General features: G+C 74.2%; 18 protein-coding genes. 8 read left to right on the top strand and 10 right to left on the bottom strand.

Translation table 11 applies throughout. The features are described from left to right. Positions 1-89 precede the first annotated feature (89 nt). Entirely contained in the window at positions 90-887 is a 798-nt protein-coding gene (locus AB0A69_RS31180; RefSeq protein ID WP_361428982.1) for an SMI1/KNR4 family protein, read from the top strand. 74 nt (positions 888-961) lie between these two features. On the opposite strand, the gene AB0A69_RS31175 is transcribed toward AB0A69_RS31180, so the two are convergent. Both AB0A69_RS31175 and AB0A69_RS31170 read right to left on the bottom strand, forming a co-directional pair. Continuing rightward, entirely contained in the window at positions 962-1,300 is a 339-nt protein-coding gene (locus AB0A69_RS31175) for a HEAT repeat domain-containing protein (protein WP_361428980.1), read from the bottom strand. Positions 1,301-1,364: 64 nt separating this feature from the next. Next, positions 1,365-2,246: an NmrA/HSCARG family protein gene (locus AB0A69_RS31170; RefSeq protein ID WP_361428978.1), complete on the bottom strand. Its 882-nt coding sequence runs from the start codon at positions 2,244-2,246 to the stop codon at positions 1,365-1,367. A 102-nt stretch (positions 2,247-2,348) separates the two neighbouring features. Here AB0A69_RS31170 and AB0A69_RS31165 point away from each other — a divergent pair, with 102 nt between their 5' ends. Beyond that, a complete protein-coding gene (locus tag AB0A69_RS31165; RefSeq protein ID WP_361429042.1) occupies positions 2,349-2,828 on the top strand; it encodes a MarR family transcriptional regulator in 480 nt (159 codons plus the stop codon). A 333-nt stretch (positions 2,829-3,161) separates the two neighbouring features. Next, on the top strand, positions 3,162-3,608 hold the full coding sequence (locus AB0A69_RS31160; RefSeq protein WP_361428976.1) for a VOC family protein: 447 nt from the start codon (positions 3,162-3,164) through the stop codon (positions 3,606-3,608). A gap of 59 nt (positions 3,609-3,667) precedes the next feature. Here AB0A69_RS31160 and AB0A69_RS31155 read toward each other — a convergent pair whose 3' ends face one another. The 3 genes from AB0A69_RS31155 to AB0A69_RS31145 form a co-directional block, all read right to left on the bottom strand. After that, positions 3,668-4,888: a hypothetical protein gene (locus AB0A69_RS31155; RefSeq protein ID WP_361428974.1), complete on the bottom strand. Its 1,221-nt coding sequence runs from the start codon at positions 4,886-4,888 to the stop codon at positions 3,668-3,670. Between the two features lie 89 nt (positions 4,889-4,977). Beyond that, entirely contained in the window at positions 4,978-6,105 is a 1,128-nt protein-coding gene (locus AB0A69_RS31150; RefSeq protein WP_361428972.1) for a hypothetical protein, read from the bottom strand. Then, positions 6,102-6,890 (bottom strand): GntR family transcriptional regulator, encoded by a 789-nt coding sequence (locus AB0A69_RS31145; protein WP_361429040.1) that lies wholly within the window; start codon positions 6,888-6,890, stop codon positions 6,102-6,104. Before AB0A69_RS31145 ends, AB0A69_RS31150 begins: the two co-directional genes overlap by 4 nt. A 212-nt stretch (positions 6,891-7,102) precedes the next feature. On the opposite strand from AB0A69_RS31145, the gene AB0A69_RS31140 reads away from it, so the two are divergent. Then, on the top strand, positions 7,103-8,077 hold the full coding sequence (locus tag AB0A69_RS31140) for a (2Fe-2S)-binding protein (protein ID WP_361428970.1): 975 nt from the start codon (positions 7,103-7,105) through the stop codon (positions 8,075-8,077). 201 nt (positions 8,078-8,278) lie between these two features. Next, positions 8,279-9,391, top strand: coding sequence for a DUF2637 domain-containing protein (locus AB0A69_RS31135; RefSeq protein ID WP_361428968.1), 1,113 nt, complete (start codon positions 8,279-8,281; stop codon positions 9,389-9,391). Positions 9,392-9,521: 130 nt separating this feature from the next. On the opposite strand, the gene AB0A69_RS31130 is transcribed toward AB0A69_RS31135, so the two are convergent. The 3 genes from AB0A69_RS31130 to AB0A69_RS31120 all read right to left on the bottom strand — a co-directional run bounded on the left by AB0A69_RS31130 (position 9,522) and on the right by AB0A69_RS31120 (position 13,159). Next, positions 9,522-9,941 (bottom strand): ATP-binding protein, encoded by a 420-nt coding sequence (locus tag AB0A69_RS31130; RefSeq protein WP_361428966.1) that lies wholly within the window; start codon positions 9,939-9,941, stop codon positions 9,522-9,524. A gap of 163 nt (positions 9,942-10,104) precedes the next feature. Next, a complete protein-coding gene (locus AB0A69_RS31125) occupies positions 10,105-11,850 on the bottom strand; it encodes a pyruvate dehydrogenase (RefSeq protein WP_361428964.1) in 1,746 nt (581 codons plus the stop codon). A gap of 37 nt (positions 11,851-11,887) precedes the next feature. Then, the gene (locus AB0A69_RS31120) at positions 11,888-13,159 is read right to left on the bottom strand and encodes a protein phosphatase 2C domain-containing protein (RefSeq protein ID WP_361428962.1); all 1,272 of its coding nucleotides are present in this window, start codon (positions 13,157-13,159) and stop codon (positions 11,888-11,890) included. A 156-nt stretch (positions 13,160-13,315) separates the two neighbouring features. Between AB0A69_RS31120 and AB0A69_RS31115 the strand changes: the two genes are divergently transcribed. Both AB0A69_RS31115 and AB0A69_RS31110 read left to right on the top strand, forming a co-directional pair. Further along, on the top strand, positions 13,316-14,308 hold the full coding sequence (locus AB0A69_RS31115) for a helix-turn-helix domain-containing protein (protein ID WP_361428960.1): 993 nt from the start codon (positions 13,316-13,318) through the stop codon (positions 14,306-14,308). 42 nt (positions 14,309-14,350) lie between these two features. Beyond that, positions 14,351-14,833, top strand: a complete 483-nt coding sequence (locus AB0A69_RS31110) for a DUF456 domain-containing protein (protein WP_361428958.1) — start codon at positions 14,351-14,353, stop codon at positions 14,831-14,833. Positions 14,834-14,880: 47 nt separating this feature from the next. Here AB0A69_RS31110 and AB0A69_RS31105 read toward each other — a convergent pair whose 3' ends face one another. Both AB0A69_RS31105 and AB0A69_RS31100 read right to left on the bottom strand, forming a co-directional pair. Beyond that, positions 14,881-16,203 (bottom strand): Ada metal-binding domain-containing protein, encoded by a 1,323-nt coding sequence (locus tag AB0A69_RS31105; RefSeq protein ID WP_361428956.1) that lies wholly within the window; start codon positions 16,201-16,203, stop codon positions 14,881-14,883. Positions 16,204-16,282: 79 nt separating this feature from the next. Next, positions 16,283-19,636 (bottom strand): tetratricopeptide repeat protein, encoded by a 3,354-nt coding sequence (locus AB0A69_RS31100; protein ID WP_361428953.1) that lies wholly within the window; start codon positions 19,634-19,636, stop codon positions 16,283-16,285. Positions 19,637-19,828: 192 nt separating this feature from the next. On the opposite strand from AB0A69_RS31100, the gene AB0A69_RS31095 reads away from it, so the two are divergent. Then, positions 19,829-20,767 (top strand): hypothetical protein, encoded by a 939-nt coding sequence (locus tag AB0A69_RS31095; RefSeq protein ID WP_361428951.1) that lies wholly within the window; start codon positions 19,829-19,831, stop codon positions 20,765-20,767. Positions 20,768-20,772: the final 5 nt, after the last annotated feature.

Raw genomic sequence — 20,772 nt, 5'->3', positions numbered from 1 at the left:
ACCGTACGCATGTACGGGACGATGCGGCCAGGGCCTGCTCGCACAGCGGGACACGTGCCTTGTCAGTGCTGTGCGCTTCACTGTCCTCCATGGAGCTCACGCACGCCGACGTCAACAACCTGCTGGCCCGGCTCGACCCGCCGGGCGGCTTCATGTACCTGCCCAGCGGCATGGACCCGCAGGTCCTGACCGACCTGCTCTCCGGCATGCTCGGCACCCCGTGCACCCTCGTCCTCGACGACTTCACCGATCCGACGGTCGACGAGTCCAGGGGTGCGGCGCTGCTCGCCTTCTTCGAGGGCCGGGCCGTGAAGATACGGGCGTGGGCGTACGGGGATCAGTGGATCGGCACGGGTACGGCGCGGGACGCGGAGGGGACCGAGCGGCCGGTGCTGGCGGTCGCCCGCAGGGTGGTGCCCGAACCCGTGGCGGTCGCTCCGGGCGATGACGTCGACTGGGTGCGGCGGCTCATACGGATCACGGGCTGGACACAGCCCGCGCAGCGGCCGGACGTGGACTGGGCGGAAGTGGAGTCGCGCCTGGGCACCGCGCTGCCGAGCGACTACAAGCGCATGGTCGAGACCTTCGGAGAGGGCGCCTTCGACGCATGGCTGGCCCTGAACCAGGAGCCGTGGACGGACCTCAGGGAGGACGGCCTGCTCATCTGGGCGGCTACGGAGCACGAGGAACTGTACTGCTGGAGGACCGACGGCGACGACCCCGACCGTTGGCCCGTCGTGGTCCAGACGTTCGACGGCGAGGACGTCCCCTTCGACTGCCAGACCGCCGAGTTCGTCTGCCGCATCCTCGTCGACCCGCACCACCGGTTCACGATGGCCCGTTATTTCGACACCCACTGGTTCATGAGCTATCGGGACGCGGACTGAGCGATGGCGAGGAGCGCCGGCCGAAGGCGCGGAGCGATGTCTTCGCGGTCCCGGCCCACGGCGGACGATACAGATCAGCACCCTGTGTCGTGCGTCCACGCCGAGGCAGCTGCGGCACCACGTCCCACGAGCGCGTCACCTACCCCGGTCTGCAGCCAGTCGGCCTGGTTGTCATCAGCTTCGGCAGCCGCGAGAGCGATGAGCCTTATGGCGGCCACCGTCCCCACTCGGGCCAGGGCCTCCGCCGTGTGTCGAGTCACCGCCGTGTCCTCGTCGTCCAGCAGCAGCGCCACCAGCGCTTCCGCGGCCTCGGGAACCTCGGCGAAGGGAGCGAGGGCACGCCCAGCACGAGCACGTCGCGTCCACGAAGGAGACGACGCCTCGGCCAAGGCCGCCTCCAACGCACTCCTCATCTCTGGCACGACAGACAGTCTTATGCCTCGAAGCGCCGCGGCCAAACGATGGTGGCAGGTGAGGTCACCGATGCGCGGGTATGGAGGCCAGGTGCGCGGTCCAGTCCTGGTGGGCGGCCCAGTCGGTGAAGCTGTGCCAGCCGACTTCGGGGTAGTCACGGCGCAGCCCGGCGACGTCGACATCGAGGCCCGAGGTGGTGAAGTACTCGAACATGGCGGCCAGGTCGGCGGACCGGGTCCGCACCTGGGCCAGCGGCACCTCCTGATGACCGATCGGGCGGCCGATGGCTCCTGCGAGGATCTGCGCCATCTCGGCGGGGGTGCGCTCATCGGAGGCGATGTCGATGCGGCGGCCGGCGAACTCGTCGCGGCGCTGGAGGACCAGCGCGGCAAACGTGCCGATGTCGGTGGCGGGGATGAGAGTGAGCGGACGGTCGGCAGGCATGGGCCAGGCGAACGCGCCCTGGCGCAACCCCTCCAGGGTCCAGCCGCTCGCGTAGTTGTCCATGAACGCGGCCGGGGCGATGACCGTCCAGGGCACCGAGGCCTCGCGCAGGTGCCGCTCGACCAGGTGCTTGCTCTCGTAGTGCGGGACACCGGTGTGGCGGTCGGCGTGGGCGGCGGAGGTGAACACGACGTGCTGGAGGCCGGCGGCCGCCGCGGCATCCACCAGGGTCTTGCCCTGCCGCGTCTCGGTGGAGGTGTCGGCGCCGAACGGGGTGGTGACCGCGAAGAGCGAGTCCGCCCCGAAGAGCGCCGCGTCGAGGGACGCGCGGTCGTCGAAGTCGGCATGGCGAACATCGGCTCCGAGGCCGCGCAGGGTGGCGGCGGCGGGCGAATCAGGACGGCGGGTGAGCGCGCGCACGTGGTGGCCGGCGGCGAGCAGGGCGCGGGCGGTGGCCCCTCCCTGGGCTCCGGTGGCTCCGGTGACGGCGACGTCGAGCATAGGCCCCCCAGGGATAGAGTAACTGCGTGACGCATTGACTGTGTCACGCAGCAGAATAGCCCGAGATCGCTGCGTCGCGCAGCAATGGGGAGTGTGATCCAGTTGGCAGAGTCGCGCCGGGCCCAGCTGTACGAGGAGCTGTCGACGGAGTCCCGCCGCTACCTGGCGGCGTATGTGCTGTTCAACCAGGCCCTCGCCGACCATCTCGGGCTGCACCCGACGGATGTGCAGTGTCTGAGTCTGCTGACGGCCGAGCCGGGGCCGCTCACCGTCCGGCAAATCGCCCACATGACGGGTCTGACCACAGGCTCTGCCACACGGCTGGTGGACCGTCTCGAACGAGAGGGCTACGTGGTCCGCACCCCCGACCAGCAGGACCGCCGCCGGGTACTGGTCGCCCCCGTGGCAGAGCGCGTCGCGCGCGTCACCGAGGTATGGGACGACCTCGGCCGTGCCTGGCAGTCGCTGCTCGACGGCCATACCGAGGACGAACTCGAAGTCATCACCCGTCACATGCGACAAGCTCAGGACCTCAGCCACGCCCAGATGCGACACCTGCGCTCCCGCCCCAAGCCAAACTAAGCGTCCACACGGCGGGTGTCCGGGGCGCTGGCTCAATCGGCGCGTACCCGGGCGGCGAGCCGGTGGCTGGTGGTGCGCGGCAGCGGCTGGGGCAGCCGGGCGGGCGACACCGAACTGCCCCAGGCCACCGAGGGGCGACGCCCGGCTACCCGGAGGCATCACAGGCCACACCAGCCCCTCTCACCCCATCCCTTGACGAAACAGTCCACCTAAACGATCGCGGTCGGGTGTGTGGGCACTTTGCCCCACGACAGGGGTCACCTCAGCTTGTCGTGCAACGTCCGGCCAGAAAACCGGCAGACATGGCTTCGGCATCTGCTCGATCATGAGTTGATGACTGCCTTCTACCATGTGTGCTTCGTCGTGCCGGACATCGAGAGGGCTATGGAGGATCTTGGGAGGTCTGTAGGGGTCGGCTGGAGCGCTCCTGTAGCTGATCGGCTTGGCGAGTGGGACTATCGCATCGCCTTCACCCGCGGCGGACCACCATTCATAGAGTTGATCGAGGGGCCCACTGGGAGTCCTTGGGACGCGTCGCAAGGAGCCCGGTTCGATCATCTGGGGTACTGGACCAGCTCTGTCCAGCGAGGCTCGGAGCGTCTGGCGAACGACGGTTTCGCCGCCGACTTCTCCGGCTGCCCCTACGGCCGGCCCTTCGCCTACCACCGCTTGGACAGCATTGGCGCCCGCGTCGAGCTGGTGGATGTGACGCGGCAAGCGAGCTTCTTCCTGAAGTGGCACAGCGATGGAGGCCCAATGCCTGTGATCGACGAGAGATGACAGCAGGGTGGGGGCGGCCGCACCTTGAGCTCGCGCCGTCGCCCGCGCCCCGCGAATCCTCAGCCCGCCGTCGTCGCCGTGACGCCCGACGGCGCCTTGCGCGGCGCGCCCGCGCACTGCAGGGCGAGGTTCTTGTCGGCCTGCGCCAGCTGCCGCAGGGCGTCGGAGAGGCAGGTGCGCAGAGCCTGCTGGCCGTAGAAGTTGGGGTGGAGGGACTCGGCCTCGTCGGTGGCGGGGAGGGGGGTCTTGGAGCGTTCGAAGTAGCGGGCCCACTGGGCGTCGGCGGCGGCGGGGAGGTAGACGCGGCCCCGGGTGGTGAGTTCGGCCTGGTGGGTGGAGGTGTGGCAGACCTCGTGGCCCTCGGCGACCCTGCGGACGTCGAGGAAGGAGACCTGCTGGGCCGTGGCGGCCTTCTTCAGGGCGGCGGACAGGGCGGGGTAGACCTGCGTGTTCAGCCAGGCGAGGTCGCGGTTGTAGAAGGGGCAGCCGTAGGTGCCCCAGCGGGTCCAGCTGTGTTCGTCGTCGGCGGTCGTGGCCGGGTCTCCGGGGGCGAGCGTGGCGGGGTAGGACTGGAGGACGATCCGGGCCGACGAACCGGCGGCCGCGAGGGCCTCCTTGACCTTGGCGACCGTGTCGGCGGCCTCCTGCTCCGCCGCCTTGACGCTCTTGAGGACGGGACCGGTCACCGCCGGGTCCACCGAGCAGTACGCGTTCGCCTTCCAGGACGCGGCGCACCTGCGGGCGGCCTCCGGGAGTGCGGAGCCGCCGACGGAGACGACCACGTACCCGACCTTGGTGCGCTCCGAGGCGAGGAGCGCCTTCAGCTGCTCCAGCTGGGGCCGCTCGCTGCGGTAGGGCTCGCTCAGGACGTGCCGGGTCTGCGCGCCGGAGCAGGCGAGGTTGAGGGGGTGGGCGATCTCGCCGTGCGGGCTGGGCGCGCCCTTGGCGCCGTGGATCTCGGCCGTGTCGGAGCGGTGGCAGTCCGAGGCGCTGGGCGCGTACACCGAGTCGAGCGGCAGGTTCTCGGCCTGCGTGCGGTCCGTCGCGGCGCGCAGCTCGGCCGGGACGCCGCCCTTGGCCCAGTCGCCCTCCGCGTTGCCCTTCCATCGGGCCCCCTCGCCGGCGATGAAGCCGTCGCCGAGGGCGACCGCGTAGACGGAGTCCGTGGCGGCCCCCGGCGCCGGCGCGGGCGCGGGGGCCATGGCCGTGAGCGAGGCGGGCAGCGCGACCAGCGCGCAGAGCGCGGCGGTACGGCGACGGCGGCGGCGCGAGTGGCTCATGAGGGCGGCGTCCCTTCGGGCGGGCAGGATGCGGGGTCGAGGGGATCCTGACCACGACGAGTGCCCACGGCGTGGGGTGGGACGCCCGATCACCCGCAGGAGCGTTCCGCCTGCGCCAGGCAGAGCAGTACGTCGTCCAGGCCGACGACCAGCGAGCCGTCGCCCGTCACGGCGACCGCGCGGATCCGGGGCCCGGGGCGGAAGCGCAGGACCCGGCGGGTGCCGAGGCCGTGCAGCTCGGCGAGGCCGTCCGCCCAGGCGACCGCGAGGAACCGGTCGGCGGCGTGGAGGGCGACGACCGGGTGCGGGCGTGCGGCCACCGGACGGCGCGCGGGCGCACGGCGGGGGCGCCAGGCGCGTACGGTGCCGTCCGTTCCGCCGCTGTACGCGGTCGACGCCGAGGCCGCCAGCGCGGTGACGCGGCCGGGGTGCAGCGCGGCCTGGTCCACCCCGCCGAGGCCGAAGGCGTGCACCGTGCCCATCCGGTCGCCGGTCAGCACCGTGGGGCCGGCGGTTGCGAGGGCCGTCGCGGGGTGCCGGGCCAGGGTGGCCGTCACGGCCTCGGTCAGCCGGGTCGGCTGGCCGCCGCGCGTGTGCAGCCGGCCCCGTTCGTCCAGCGCCAGCCGCGTTCCGTCGGGGAGGCACGCGACCGCCGTGGCGCGCGGCTCGTCCGCCACGACCAGGCGCCCGTCCGGCGTGGTCGTCAGCGCGGTGCCGGGCGTACGGCGTGACCACGCCAGGTGCCACGGCTGCCCGGCGGCCGACTCCGCGAGGGCGGGCGCGAGCCGCGGGTCGGCGGTGTCGTCGAGCGCCGTGAGCAGGACCAGGGCGCGGCCCGCCGGGGTCTGCCCGTCGCGGATCAGCGCCTGCCCGGCGCGCAGCCACGCGGCGCGCAGGCCCCCGTGGGGGTCGGTGCCGGACTCGTACGCCTCGGTGACGGACAGCGGGTCGGCGGCGCAGACGGCCGCCGGGTCGTCGAGGTTCTGCGGGGAGCAGGGAGCAGGGGACGGCGGCGGACCGGTCGCGACGACGTCGAGGTGGCCCAGGGCGCGGAGCGCGTGGACGAGGTCGTCGTCGGGGGCGAGGTCCACCCGTACGGTGCGGGGCGGGCCGGCCAGCAGCGCGGACAGCAGCTCGGCGGGGGTCCCGGCGACCACGCCCAGCCGGTTGGCCAGCGTCCACACGGCGGCGCCCCGGGTCACGCCGGTGCCGCTCACTTGGCGCTGGTGAAGTGCTCGCGTACCAGCGACTGCACCACCGACAGGTCCTGGGCGATCAGCGCCTCCAGCAGGGCGCTGTGCTCGGCGGCGTCCGCGACGAGGTCGGCGCGGCGGGCCCGGGGCTGGTCGGTGAGCGGCCACTGGGCGCGGCGGTGCAGGTCGTCGGCGATGTCGACGAGCTGGGCGTTGCCGGCCAGGGAGAGGACGGCGCGGTGGAACGCGCGGTCGGACTCGGCGTAGTGGGCGATGTCGCCCCGGGCGGCGGCCGCGGCGGTGGCCTCGGCGAGGGGCCGCAGCTCCGTCCAGCGGTCGGCGGGGATCGTACGGGCCAGGCGCAGCATGACGGGCACCTCGATGAGGGCGCGGACCTCGGCGAGTTCGGCGAGCTCGCGCGGGGTGCGGCGGGTGACGCGGAAGCCGCGGTTCGGCACGACCTCGACGGCGCCTTCGAGCGCGAGCTGCTGCATCGCCTCGCGGACGGGGGTGGCGGAGACGCCGAAGCGGGCGCCGAGCGCGGGGGCCGAGTACACCTCGCCGGGGGCGAGCTCTCCGCTGACCAGGGCGGTGCGCAGGGCGTCGAGGATCTGCCCGCGTACGGAGTGCCGCTGCACGAGCGGTCCGGCGGCGGCACCCGGGGCGGGGGCGCCGGGGGCTGGGGCCGGGACGCCGGCACCCGAGGTAGGGGCGCCGGGGGCCGGGGGCTCGCTGTGGGTGTGTTCGCCGCGTGCCTGCTGTTCGGGGAGGCGGGCCGCCGGGTGCCCGCCGGGGCGCTGCCCGGGCAGTGACCGGTGCGGCGGGTGCGGCGGGGTCGTGGCCTTCTCGCGCGCGCTGCCCTGCTGCTCCACTCGGGTCCTCCTGGTGCCTGGTGCCAGGGCCCGGCTCGCGGTGGAAAGGGCCCGTGTGCACGATAAGGCCACGCAGTCGCAGTTCCCATGTCGATCAGATCGGGTAAGGTAAGGCTTACCTGCCAACGATCGTGATCGGTGGTCCCTGCATGACCGTCCCCGCGCTCCTCTCCACTCCCCGTCCCACCGTCGCGGCCTCGCCCGTGGCGGAGGCGTACGCCCGCCTCGCCGAGGTGTTCCCCGGGCTGCGGGTGCGTGAGCTGGCGGACGGCGAGTCGGCGCCGCGCGGTGGTGGCTGGGTCGGCGCGGACGAGCTCGCGGGCGGCGGGGAGGCCTTGGACGCGTTCCTCGCCTGGGACGACGCGCAGGTGGTGCGGGACTACGGGCAGCGGGCCCGGCCCGACGTCGTCGCCAGCTTCGCGCTGCACCGGTACGCGTGGCCCGCCTGCCTCCTCGTCACCGTGCCGTGGTTCCTGCACCGCCGGGTGCCCCGCCTGCCGGTCGCGGACGTGGCGTTCCAGCGGGCGCTGGGCCGGATGACGGTCCGGGTGCGGGAGTTCGCCTGCCTGCCCGGTGACCCTGCGGCCACGCTGCCCGGCGCCCGGGTCGTCCCGGACGAGGAGGCGCTGCGCGCGGAGGTGCGGGCGGCCGTCGCCGAGCACCTGGCCCCGGTCCTGGAGGGCTTCGGGCCGCGCATGCGGCGCGGCAAGCGGGCCCTGTGGGGCATGGTGACGGACGAGATCGTCGAGGGGCTCTGGTACGTCGGCCACCTGCTGGGCGAGGAGCCGCGCGCGATGGCGGAGCTGGACCTGCTGCTGCCGGGCGCGAGCACGGGCAAGGCCATGGGCACGAGCCGGGGCACGGGCACGGGCACGGGGGCCACGGCCGGCAGCGGCTCCGGGCCGGACGCGAGAGCCGAAGCCGCCGCCCGCGCCGCCGCGCTCAAGCCGTACGTCGGCTCCGCCGGGTTCCGCGAGCTGACCGGGCCGAACGGCGAGACGCTGCCGACCCGCGACCGGGCCAGCTGCTGCCTCTTCTACACCTTGCGCCCCGAGGACACCTGCGTCACCTGTCCGCGTACCTGCGACGCCGACCGCGTACGCAAGTTGAGCGCATCGGCGTGACCTCCACGCCACCCGCCCGGGTGGTGTGAATCGAACGCAACTCGCGCCTCCCCTACGGCAGTTCGATCAGATCGCACCTATTCGTATGCCGTGCGGCCCCGATGGCGTCCTCTTGCTCCGAAACCCCCGTGGTGCCCCGCGGCCTTCGGCCAATATGGCGGCCGACCGCCCTACCGCGAGCGACGATGCGAGGGACACCGCATGAGACTGACCGACATATCGCTGGACTGGCTGCTTCCGGGCGGCGTGATGCTGGTGGGGGTCGTGGCGGCGGTGGCGGTGCTCACCCGCGGCAAGCGGGCCGGCGAGAAGGCCGCCGACGACTCCTGGGAGCGCGGCGAGGAGCGCCGCCGCCGTAAGGAAGCCGTCTACGGCACCGCCTCCTACCTGCTCCTCTTCTGCTGCGCCGCGGTCGCCGCCGCTCTCTCCTTCCACGGACTGGTCGGCTTCGGCCGGCAGAACCTGAGCCTGTCCGGCGGCTGGGAGTACCTGGTGCCGTTCGGCCTCGACGGCGCCGCGATGTTCTGCTCCGTCCTCGCGGTGCGCGAGGCCAGCCACGGTGAGGCGGCGCTCGGCTCGCGCCTGCTGGTGTGGACGTTCGCGGGCGCGGCGGCGTGGTTCAACTGGGTGCACGCGCCCCGGGGCGCCGGGCACGCGGGCGCCCCGCACTTCTTCGCGGGCATGTCGCTGTCGGCGGCCGTGCTGTTCGACCGGGCGCTGAAGCAGACCCGCCGGGCCGCGCTGCGCGAACAGGGCCTGGTGCCCCGGCCGCTGCCGCAGATCCGGATCGTACGGTGGCTGCGGGCGCCCCGCGAGACGTTCGGCGCGTGGTCGCTGATGCTGCTGGAGGGCGTACGGACGCTGGACGAGGCCGTCGACGAGGTCCGCGAGGACCGGCGGCAGAAGCAGCAGAGCCGCCTGCGGCGGCGCGAGGAGGCGAAGCGGGAGCGGGCGCGCCTGCGGGCGTTCAACCGGCAGCACCGGGCCTGGGGGCTCGGGCGCGGCGGCCGGCAGGTCGACATGCGGTCCATGAACCCCGCCATGGGTTCCACGCACGTCGAGGTGCAGGCCGTCAACGTGGCGAACCGCCCCTCCGGCTCCGGCTCCGCGTCGACGGCCGTGGGATCCCCCATCGCGGAGCCTGCCATACCGGGGACGGCGGAGCCGCCGCCCCGATCCCGGCCCTCCCTCCAGGCCGTGAAGGACACTGAGCCGCGCATGGTCGACCTCACCGCGGAGGACGACACGCAGACGCTGCCACGGCTGGATTCCCTGGAGCAGAAACTCGCGCACCTGGAGCAGCAGTTCGGCTGAAGCACCCGGGGTGAACCCGGGCCGGGACCAGGTGCGTGGCCGGCGGGTCCGTCAGGTCCGGCGGGTCCGTCAGGTCCGTCAGGTCCGGCGGGTCCGTCAGGTCCGGCGGGTCCGTCCTGGCGCTCGCGCGTCAGGCGGGCCCGACCGCGCCGGACACCTCGAACCACACCGTCTTGCCCACCCCGTGGCCCCGTACCCCCCACGCGTCGGCGAGCGCCTGCACCAGGAAGAGGCCTCTGCCGTGTGTGCTGTCATCGGCGACGGATATGTGCGGCAGGGGCGGCGCCCCGTCGAAGTCCCGCACCTCCACCCGTAATCCGCCTCCCGGCTCGACCGTGGCCGTGACGACCGCACCGTGCCGGGTGTGGATCAGGGCGTTCGTCACCAGTTCGCTGGTGAGCAGCTCCGCCGCGTCGGCGGAGCCCGGTTGGCCCGAGCGCCGCAGCAGCTCGCGCAATCCGTGCCTCACCTCCCGTACGGCCGTGAGGTCGTCGCCGCTCACGTGCTTGCGCCACCGCGTCGGTCGTGCCGCTGTCTGACGCCTGCTCATAGCCCCCACCCGCACGGCTCGGCCCTTTCGCTCGAACTGGTTCACGGGATGCATGCCCCCGCCCACACGCCGTCACGCCTACGATTCCCAGGCCAGGGGGGCGGTCAGGGGGGCGCATCGGGGTAGTACGCGAGCGTGCGGGGAGCACCGGTCGGGCAGCGGGTCACGGCCGGGGGATGTTGCGCAGGTTGGAGCGGGCCATCTGGAGCATCCGGCCCACCCCTCCGTCCAGCACGATCTTGCTGGCGGAGAGCGCGAAGCCCGTCACCATGTCGGCCTTGATCTTCGGCGGGATGGAGAGCGCGTTGGGGTCGGTCACCACGTCGACGAGCGCCGGGCCCTTGTGCTTGAAGGCGTCCTTCAGCGCGCCCGCGAGCTGCTTCGGCTTCTCCACGCGCACCCCGTACGCGCCGGCCGCCCGGGCGATGGCCGCGAAGTCGGGGTTGTGGTTCTCGGTCCCGTACGACGGCAGGCCCGCGACGAGCATCTCCAGCTCCACCATCCCCAGGGAGGAGTTGTTGAAGAGCACCACCTTCACCGGCAGGTCGTGCTGCACCAGGGTCAGGAAGTCGCCCATCAGCATCGAGAAGCCGCCGTCGCCCGACAGGGAGACGACCTGCCGCTTGCGGTCGACGAGCTGGGCGCCGATGGCCTGCGGCAGGGCGTTGGCCATCGAGCCGTGCCGGAACGAGCCCAGGATGCGGCGCCGCCCATTGGGGGTGAGATAACGGGCGGCCCACACGTTGCACATGCCGGTGTCCACGGTGAAGACCGCGTCGTCGTCGGCCATTTCGTCCAGGACGGCGGCGACGTACTCCGGGTGGATCGGCGTGTGCTTCTCCACCTTCCTCGTGTACGCCGTGACGACCCCCTCCAGGGCGTCGGCGTGCTTCTTCAGCATCTTGTCGAGGAACTTGCGGCTGGACTTGGGGCGCACACGGGGCACGAGACAGCGCAGGGTCTCGCGCACATCGCCCCAGACGGCCAGGTCCAGCTTGGAGCGGCGGCCGAGGTGTTCCGGCCGCACGTCGACCTGGGCGATCTTGACGTCGCCGTCCGGCAGGAAGGCGTTGTACGGGAAGTCCGTGCCGAGGAGCAGCAGGAGATCGCACTCGTGGGTGGCCTCGTAGGCGGCGCCGTAACCGAGCAGCCCGCTCATCCCCACGTCGTACGGATTGTCGTACTGGATCCACTCCTTGCCGCGCAGGGCGTGACCGACCGGTGCCTTGACGCGCTCCGCGAACTGCATCACCTCGGCGTGGGCGCCCTGGGTGCCGGCGCCGCAGAAGAGCGTGACCTTGTCGGCGTCGTCGATGAGCCGGACGAGCGCGTCGATCTCGGCGTCGCCGGGGCGGACGGTGGGGCGGGTGGTGACCAGGGCCTGCTCGACGGGCTTGTCCGGGGCCGCCTGGGCTGCCAGGTCGCCGGGCAGGGCGACGACGCTCACCCCGCCGCGGCCGATGGCGTGCTGGATGGCGGTCTGGAGCACCCGGGGCATCTGCTGCGGGCTGGAGATCAGCTCGCAGTAGTGGCTGCACTCCTGGAACAGCCGCTCGGGGTGGGTCTCCTGGAAGTAGCCGAGGCCGATCTCGCCGGAGGGGATGTGCGAGGCGAGGGCGAGGACCGGGGCCATGGAGCGGTGCGCGTCGTACAGGCCGTTGATGAGGTGGAGGTTGCCGGGGCCGCACGAGCCGGCGCAGGCGGCGAGCCGGCCGGTGAGCTGGGCCTCGGCGCCGGCCGCGAAGGCGGCGGCCTCCTCGTGGCGCACCTGCACCCAGTCGATGCCGCGGGTGCGGCGGATGGCGTCGACGACGGGGTTCAGGCTGTCGCCGACGACGCCGTACACCCGCTGGACGCCGGCGCGCACGAGGATCTCGACGAACTGTTCCGCCACGCTCTGTTTGGCCATGGTCCATCCATCTCATGGCCGCCGCGTTCCCGCCTCTTCATTCCTCCCACAGGGCCACGGCCGTACGGTCATCGGCGTAGCCCTTCACCCTCAGCTGGGTGTCCGCGAGGAACCGCGCCAGGCCGGGCGGGCCGCCGCTCCCCCACCGCTCGGCGAGCTCCTTCGCCAGCGCCCCCTCGCCGCGCAGCGGCTCGGCGAGCCCGGGGCCGGCCAGCAGCAGCGTGTCGCCGGGGCGGGCGACGGAGGCGCGGAAGCGGAACGGCTCCGCCGGGGGCGGGACGGGAGGTTCGATGTACGGGGAGGGGGGCGTGGGGACGCCCAGGTCCATGGTCAGCCGGTCGCCCTCCGGGGTCTCGGCGGGCGTCGCGCCGGCCCTCGCCGGGTCCGGGGGTGAGCCGTAGCCGACGACGGGCTCGCCGGTGAGGTCCTTCCGCTCCGGGGGCCGCGGCTCGATGTCCTGCCAGACGCCGCCGCGCAACCGGAACAGCCCGCCGTCGCCGACGCCGAAGAACACGCGCGTACGGCAGCCCGGATCGGCGGTCATCAGCAGGCAGCGCAGCCCGGCGGTGTATTCCTCCGGCGCGACGCCCAGCTCGGCGGCGCGGGCGCGCAGCTTGCCGTAGGTGCGGTCGGTCAGCCGGTGCAGGCCCGACTTGAGGTCACGGCGGCGGCCCGCCCTGATGTCCTCGGACAGCCGCGCGTGGCTGCGGCCCACCGCGTCGCCGATCCGCCGGCAGGCGTCGGCGGCGGCGAGGTGCGCGGCCTCGGCGGCGCGTGCGCCGGTGGCGACCGCGACCAGCACGAGGGCGGCGTCTCCGCCGCCGAACCGGGCGGTCAGCAGCGCGTCGCGGCGCGGCTCGCCCCGGTACCGCGCGGAGTCGCCGCGTACGGACGCGGCGCGCAGAGTGTACGTGCCGTAACGGGCGCCGTCGAGCACGGTGTCGGCGACCAGCTGCCCGAGGTGCCCGGCCTGGGCGGGGGGCAGGGCCGTCGGTTCGGCGTCGTACGTCGGCGGGCCGGCGCCGACGTAGCCGGCGCGCGGGCCGGGGAGCCGGGGTGACGCCGCATCAGCCGCTATGCCGGAGGCCGGGGCGGGCGCCGAACCGGACGCCGTGTCGGACGCGCTGTCGGACGCCGAACCGGGGGCCGGGGCGGACACCGGGCCGGCCACCGTGTCGGACGCCGAGTCGAAGCGGTCGTCCAGAGTGTCGCCCGTCGCGGCCGGGGCCGTGTCCGGTGCGCCGTCGTCGTACAGCTTCTCCCACCAGTCGTCCCCGCCGGTGGTGGGCGTCTCCCCCTGTGGGCTCATGCCCTTAATTGTCCACCGCCCGGTGCGGAGGAAAACGGTCATCCGGAAAATGACCGCACCATGGCAGCGGGGCGGGTGGGGCGGTCATGATGAGCACGGCGGGTTCACGCCGTGGCCGTTTCACGCCACGGCCGCGGGAACGAGGGGGCTTCAGGGGTGCTGTCCGCGATAGGCCTGGACGAACGGCAGGAGTCGGCGTACCGCGCGCTGGTGTCGCTGGGTGCGGCTGAGGTCGCGGATCTCGCGCACCGGCTGGCGCTGCCGGAGCCGGACACGGAACGCACGCTCCGGCGGCTGGAGTCGCGGGGCCTGGCCGCCCGGTCCCCGGTGGGCGCGGGGCGCTGGGTGGCGGCGCCGCCGGCCGTGGCGCTCGGGGCGCTGCTGACGCGCCAGCGGCACGAGCTGGAGCGGGCGGAGCAGGCGGCGGCGGTGCTCGCCGAGGGGTACCGGGCGGAGGCGGCCGGGCCCGAGGCGCACGACCTGGTGGAGGTGGTGACGGGCGCGAGCGCGGTGGCGCACCGGCTCCGGCAGCTCCGGCTGGGGGCGGCGCGGGAGGTGTGCGCGCTGGTGACGGAGCCGTACGGTCCCGGCCCCGGCCCCGGTCCCGAGCCCGATGCCGAGCACGCGTCCGCGTCCGAGTCCGCGTCCGCGCCCGTGGAGTACCGCGCGGTCGTGGCCCGGTCGGTGCTGTCGCGGCCGGACGGGGTGGCCGGGCTGCCCCGTGCGGGGCGGCTTCGGGTCGCGGACCGGCTCCCGGCGGACCTGGTGATCGCCGACGGGACCCTGGCCATGGTGGCGCTGGCGGGTGGCCGGGACGCCGAACCGGCGGGGCTGGTGGTGCACGCGAGCGGGCTGCTGGACCTGCTGACGGCCCTCTTCGAGGCGGTGTGGCGCGAGGCGGTGCCGCTGCGGCCGGGCTCCGGAGAGCGCGTGACGGAGGGCACGGCCCCCGGTCCGGACGCCACGGACCTGGAGATCCTCTCCCTGCTGCTGGCGGGCCTGACGGACGCGAGCGTCGCCAAGCAACTGGACCTCGGCCTGCGCACGGTCCAGCGCCGTGTGAAGGCCCTGATGGAGGCGGCGGGCGTGACCACGCGCCTCCAGCTGGGGTGGCACGCGTACGAACGCGGGTGGGTGGCGCGCAGCTGACTCCGACCTGCGCGGAGGGAGCGGGTCCGGCAGGCTGGACGCGTGGGTGCGTGGCAGCTCGTCGTGACCGGGGCGGTGATGCTGCTCGGCCTGTTCGGCGTGCTGGTCCCCGGTGTGCCGGGCACCTGGCTGGTGTGGGCGGCGACCGCGTGGTGGGCGCTCCACGAGAAGAGCGGCCTCGCCTGGTGGCTGCTCGTCGCGGCGACGGCCCTCCTCCTGCTGACCCAGGTCATCGTCTGGCAGCTGCCCGCGCGGCGGCTGCGCGGCGCGGGCGTCACCGTCCGGATGGTGGTGTACGCGGGGGTGGGCGCGCTGCTCGGCTTCGTGCTGGTCCCGGTGATCGGAGCCGTACCGGGCTACATCGGCGGCATCTACCTCTCGGAGCGGTTCCGGCTGGGCGGCCACGGGCCGGCCGTCGCCTCGACCCGGACGGTGATGCGGGCGATCGGCGGGAGTGTGCTGGTGGAGCTGTTCGCATGCCTGCTGGTCGTCGGCGGCTGGATCGGCGCGGTGCTCGACGGCTGAGCCCCTCGCACCCCTCCCCCCTCCCCCCCCACGCCCCCTTCACCCGCTCACCCCGTGAGGTACCGCGTGGCGTACGAGCGCCAGGGCCGCCACTCCTCCCGGTCCGCGCGCTCGTCGAGCGCCACGTCCGGGTCCCCCAGGGCGCGCATCCGGATCAGCGCGGCCGGCCGGGCGCCGACCCCGGGCAGCGCGCGCAGCGCCCGCTCGGCCTCGTCGCGGTCGGCGCCCGGGTCGAGCCGCAGGTCACCGCCGGCCAGCGCGGCGGCGAGCGCCCCGGCCCTCGGGTGTCCGAGCAGCGCGGCGGGCGCGGGGAACAGGTGCGTGAGCCCGCCGCACGGGGTGTCGAGCGGCGTGCCGTGCGCCTCGACCAGCCGACGTGCCTCCGCGCGCCCCACCAAGGTCCGTACCGCGAACTCCTCCGGCTCCGCGGCGCCGGGCGACCGCAGGCCGGGGCGGGCGGCCGCGAGGGAGCCGAGCCGCTCGGCGACCGCGTACGGGTCGGCGTCCAGGTCGAACAGGCGGCGCAGCCGCTGGACGGCGGTCGTCAGGTCGCGGAGGTCGCTCAGGTGGATGCGGGCCTCCAGCCACGGCCCGGAGGACCGCTCGTCGACGGCGGCGGTCCCGGAGCCGTACGGCAGCCGCAGCGTACGCCGGTAGGTGCGCGCGCCGGGCCGGCCGGCGACCTCCTCCACGCCGTCGACGGCCTCGTCCGCCAGCAGGTCGAAGACCTCCCGCGCCGCGTACGCGCCCCGGTACGCGAGCCGCAGCGGGACCCCGCCGGCGCCGCTGCCCCCGCGACGACGCCGCTCGCCGCGCAGCTCACTCGGCGTGCGCGCGTAGATCTCCCGGATCGTGTCGTTGAACTGCCGCACGCTGGCGAATCCGGACGCGAAGGCGATCTCCGTCACCGGCAGCGGTGTGGTCTGCAGCAGCGTCCGCGCGGTGTGGGCGCGCTGGGCCCGGGCGAGGGCGACCGGCCCGGCGCCGAGCTCGGCGTTGAGCTGGCGCTGCACCTGGCGCGCGCTGTACCCGAGCCGCTCCGCCAGACCGGGGACGCCCTCGCGGTCCACGACCCCGTCACCGATCAGGCGCATGGCCCGCGCCACCACGTCCGCGCGTACGTTCCAGGCGGCGGACCCGGGCACGGCGTCGGGGCGGCAGCGGCGGCAGGCCCGGAAGCCGTGGCGCTGGGCCGCGGCGGCGGTCGGGAAGAACGTGACGTTCTGCCGTTTGGGCGTGACGGCCGGGCAGCTGGGCCGGCAGTAGATGCCGGTGGTCACCACCGCGAAGAAGAACACGCCGTCGAAGCGGGCGTCGCGGCTGCGCACCGCCTCATACCGGGTGTCCGCCTCGCTCTCCGTCTCTGTCACGCCTCCAGTGTCGCCAGGCCGCCGGGTGCGGTCCGGCGGTTTTCGGACACCGCGTTCGTTCTCTCGTTCACCCGGTCGTTCATCCCGGGGCGAGCGCCGTCTCGGTCGCCAGCGTGGCCGGGTGCCGGGACCCCAGCACCTCGGCCTGGTGCGGGAGCAGCCCGGCCAGCAGTTCCCTGGCCTCCGACGGGCGACCCGTGCGCAGCAGGACGTCCGCGAGGCGGGCCCGGGTGGCGAGGGTGTGCGGGTGCCGGGCGCCGTTGCGCTCCGCCTGCTCGGCCGCCGTCGCGGACAGCAGCTCCGCGGCCTCCTCCGCGTGTCCCGCCCCCACCGCCCGCCCGAGCAGCTCACCGAGGCGCGAGCGGGCGTCCAGCACGTCGGGGTGGCCGTCGCCCAGCACGCGGGACCGGTCCGCGAGGACCGTGCGCAGCTGCGCCACGCCCGCCTCCGGGTCACCGGCGGCGGCGGTCCACCACGCGATGCCGAGGCGGGTCGTCAGGACCTCGGGGTGGTCGGCGGACCCGTACACCTCGATGCGCTCGTCGCGCAGGGCGGTGAGCTCCCGCACCGCGCGCTCCGGGTCGCCGGTCTCGCCGTGGATCCAGGCCATGTTGTGGCGGGTGATCAGCACGGTGGGGTGGCGGTCCCCGTTGACACGGCGCTGGTCGGCGAGGAGTTCCTCGTGGAGCCGCAGCCCCTCCACCGGGTCGCCGAGTTCCCAGGTGTAGCGCGCGATGTTGAGCCGTACGAGGAGCGCGTCGGGGTGGTGCGGGCTCTTGACCCGCTCCACCTGGGGGAGCAGTTCCCGGTAGGCGGCGAGGCCTTCCCGGGGCCGGCCGCCCTCGGCGGTGAACTTGCAGATGTTCATGCGGCTGAAGACCACCTGCTCGTGGTCCTCGCCGAACACCTCGACACGGTCGCGCAGCAGCTGTTCGTGCATGGCGAGCGCCTCGTCGGGCCGGCCGAGGCGGCCGTACCAGTACGCGATGTAGTGGCGGCTCTCCAGGACGTCCCGGTGCGTGGGCCCGAGGACCCGGATCTGGTGGGGCAGGAGCTCCTCGTGGAGCCGCAGGCCCTCGGCCATCGCCCCGCCGCGCCCGGTCCAGTAGGCGATGTGGTGGCGGGTTTCGAGGGTCCGCCGGTCGTCGGGGCCCAGGACGCGGGTCTGGGTGGCGAGGAGCTCCCGGTGGAGCTCCACGGCCTCGGCGAAGCGGCCCGTCTGGCCGGTCGCGTAGGCGATGCGGTGCCTGCTTTCCAGGATGTCCTCGTCGTCGGGCGGCAGCACGCGCGACTGGACCTCCAGCACCGCCTCGTACATCGCGCGCGAGGTGCTGTACGACCCGGCGCGCCCGGCCCAGTAGGCGGCGTGCTGACGGGCCCGCAGGGTCGCGATGTGCTCCGGGCCGGGCCGGGCGGACAACCGCTCGCACCAGGCCAGCCACCGGTCGCGGTTGGCGGCCGCGTCGGGCGACGGCCGGGCCTCCAGGCTGGCGAGTACGCCCGGGTAGTCGCCGAGCTCCCACAGGTGTACGGGTTCGGCGTCGCGCGCGTACGCGTGGAGGGGGTCGTCCGGATCGTGGTGGATCATGGGGGCCATTGTGCCGAGCGCTTCGGCGAGGGCGCGGTGGCCCTCCGTCGGCGACAGCCGCCCCTCGGTCTCGGCCGCCTCCGCGATGTGGTCGACCATGGTCTGGTGGTCGGCGCCGATCATCTCCCCGACGCGGGGCTCGGGGACCCGGCTCAGCAGCCCGGGCAGCAGCTCCAGCACCTGGTCGAGTTCGGGTTCGGTGCCGGGGCCGTGGAGGTGTGCGGCCGCCCGGAGCAGGAGCGGGCGGGGCAGCACCGGGCCCTGGCCCACGGCGCCCAGGACGTTGAGCACGGCGTCCACCCATGCGGCGCGGCCGCCGGGCGCGTTTCTGCGGGCGCGGTCCCAGGCCTCCTCGTACAGGGCGTCGTGAAGGGTTTCGGAGCCGGCCGCGGCCCCGGCCTGGACCAGCAGGCGGACCGTCTGCCAGTTGCCGGCGGCCCGCCGGAGGATGTCGCCGCGCCGCCCGGCCCCGCCGCCCTCGGTGCGCAGGTACCCCTTGATCTGCTCGTCGGAGGCGGGTTCCATGGGCAGCCGGTGCCACGAGTGGGGCAGCCGGAGCCCGTCGCGGCTGGTGACGACGATGCCGAACCAGGGAGGCGTGCCCGCGACGAGGCTGTCCAGCGCCTCGGTCAGGCGCGGGATCTGGCTCGGTTCCATCTGGTCGAGGGCGTCCACGACGACGCGTACGGGCTCGGTGGACGTGCAGCGGGACAGGGGCTCGGCCAGCAGGCGCCGCTGCGGCGGCATCGCGTTGCGCTCGGGCTGCGGTACGTCGCGGCGGAACGCCGCTTGGGCCTCCGCGAACCCGGGCAGGTAGGCGGCGAGTTGGCGGGCGATGTCCGAGAGGACCCGCTCGTCCGCGGACGTCGGGCCCAGGTGGTGCAGGGCCGTGACGCGGAACTCCGCGGCGTACGCGAGGAGTTCCGGCCGGCACAGGGCGGCGGCGAGCACGCTCTTGCCGTAGCCCTTGCGACCCACGACCGCGACCGCCCGGTGCGTCGTCACCGCGTCGATGACCTTCGGCAGCGACTCGGGCGTCTGGAACCGGCGCAGATGGGTCAGTTGCGCCTCACCGGGCGGGCTGGCGGCGAGCACGCTGAACGCCTTGACGTAGGCGGCGTTCCGGGCGATCCAGTGCGGCCGCGCGGGGTCGGGGCCGCTGTAGGAGCCGCCGTGCGCCACCGACTGCGGCTGCTGCCCCCTGGCGGCCGAGCCCGCCGCCCAGCGCAGCTGGTCGTGGTAGAGCAGGCGGTCGAGGCGCGCGTGGCCGTCCCGCAGCACCCGGTTGACCTCGCGCACGAACGACAGGCCGTAGGCGGGCTGGTCGGTGGAGGCGGAGGTGAGGACCGCGATCTCGCGGCCCCGTTCCACGGAGGCGGGGAACCACTCCCGGGCGGCGGCGAGCGCGGCGACGCCGGACTGGCAGGCGTCGATGAGCACGGCCAGCGCCCGGACGTCCCCGTGGCGGGTCAGTCCGTCGCGCAGGCCCTCCGGGACGGAGTAGGCCGTCCGCGTGTCGGGCACGGCCGGGCTGGTGGCCACGGGGTAGAGGAAGTCGTCGTGGCGGACGCCGAGCCCGTGGCCGAGGAAGGCGAGCAGGAGGGTGGCGGGGCCGTCCTGGGCGGACGCCGTGGTGTGCGCGAAGGCGGCGGCGACCGCCTCCCGTACGGCCTCGACGCCGTCCGGGTCGAGCAGCAGGCCACCGCCGTGGGCGGGCAGGCAGCCGCCGCGGTCGTCGTCGAGCAGATACGCGTTGAGCGCCTCCGCCTGACGCGCGAGGTCGTCCAGGTGCCGGCCGGAGCCGTCCCACTGCGCGGCGATCACCAAGGAGAAGCGGTTCGACATCGCGCCATTATCGGGGAGGGGTGTGCAAAGGAGGCTGTGCGGCGGCGAGTTGACCGCCCGCCGGGCCGGAAGGGATGCTGGTGCGGCGGCTACGGCTGCACTGGCGCGACATTGCAGTCGCAGCCAGGCGACAGCGAGAAGCCCGGGCCGGTGACGGTCGGCGCCGGGCCGGCGGAGGGGGAACCGCACACAGTGGCAGAAGTCGTTCTCGTCCATGGCATCGGCCCCTTGGGCCAGACCGTCGACGAACTCCACGGCGAGTGGACCGCGGCGATCGGCGAAACCCTGCGGGCGGCGGGCGAGGCGGACCTCGCCGACCGGCTCACGACCGGGCGCGTCAGCAGCGCCATGGCGTACTACCGTGACCTCTTCACCCCGTACACGCCCCGCGACGAGTGGGACCAGCCGCTGCCCGAGACGATGGCGGCCACCGCCCAGCGCGTCGGCCAGGACCTCCTGGAGAACGTCGAGGAGCACGCCGCCGACCCTGACGACCGCGCGGAGGCGGCGCGGGAACTCACGGCGTTCCGTGAGGACCTCGGGCCCGAGCAAGGCGTTCCGGAGCTGCTCCGGCTCACGGTGGGCAGCCTCGCCCGCTGCGGCATCGTCGCGCGCTCGGTCTTCGGCGCGCTGAAGACCACCCTCCTGCGGAACCTGGCCCAGGTCGCCGCGTACCTGGAGGACGAGGACATCCGGGAGCGGGCGCAGCAGGCCGTGCTGGCCGAGATCGGGCCGGAGACACGGGCGGTGTACGCGCACTCCCTGGGGACGGTCGTCGCGTACGAGGCACTGCACCGGCTGGACGCGCCGCTGCCGCTGCTGGTGACCTTCGGCTCGCCGCTGGGGCTGCGCACCATCGTGCGGGAACGGGTCCGCCCGCAGCCGCCGTTCGCGCCCCCGCGGGTGGCCCGCTGGGTGAACGTCGCCGACCGGGACGACTACATCGTGGCGTCGATGAACCTGCGCAAGGTGCTGACGGGGCCGTGCGAGGCGCTGGAGGAGACGAGGAAGGTCTCCAACCCCGGCCTGGACGCGCACCCGGCGGTCAAGTACCTCGGCCACGGCGAGACGGTGCTGCCGCTGGCCGAAGCGCTGCGGGACGGCGTCTCGGAGGCGGCCGCCGTCAGCTGACCGAG

This window comes from Streptomyces sp. NPDC045431, from assembly GCF_040646655.1.
Taxonomy (GTDB): domain Bacteria; phylum Actinomycetota; class Actinomycetes; order Streptomycetales; family Streptomycetaceae; genus Streptomyces.
Note: the sequence above shows the minus strand (reverse complement) of the source record. Positions and strands in the feature narration are given on the sequence as shown.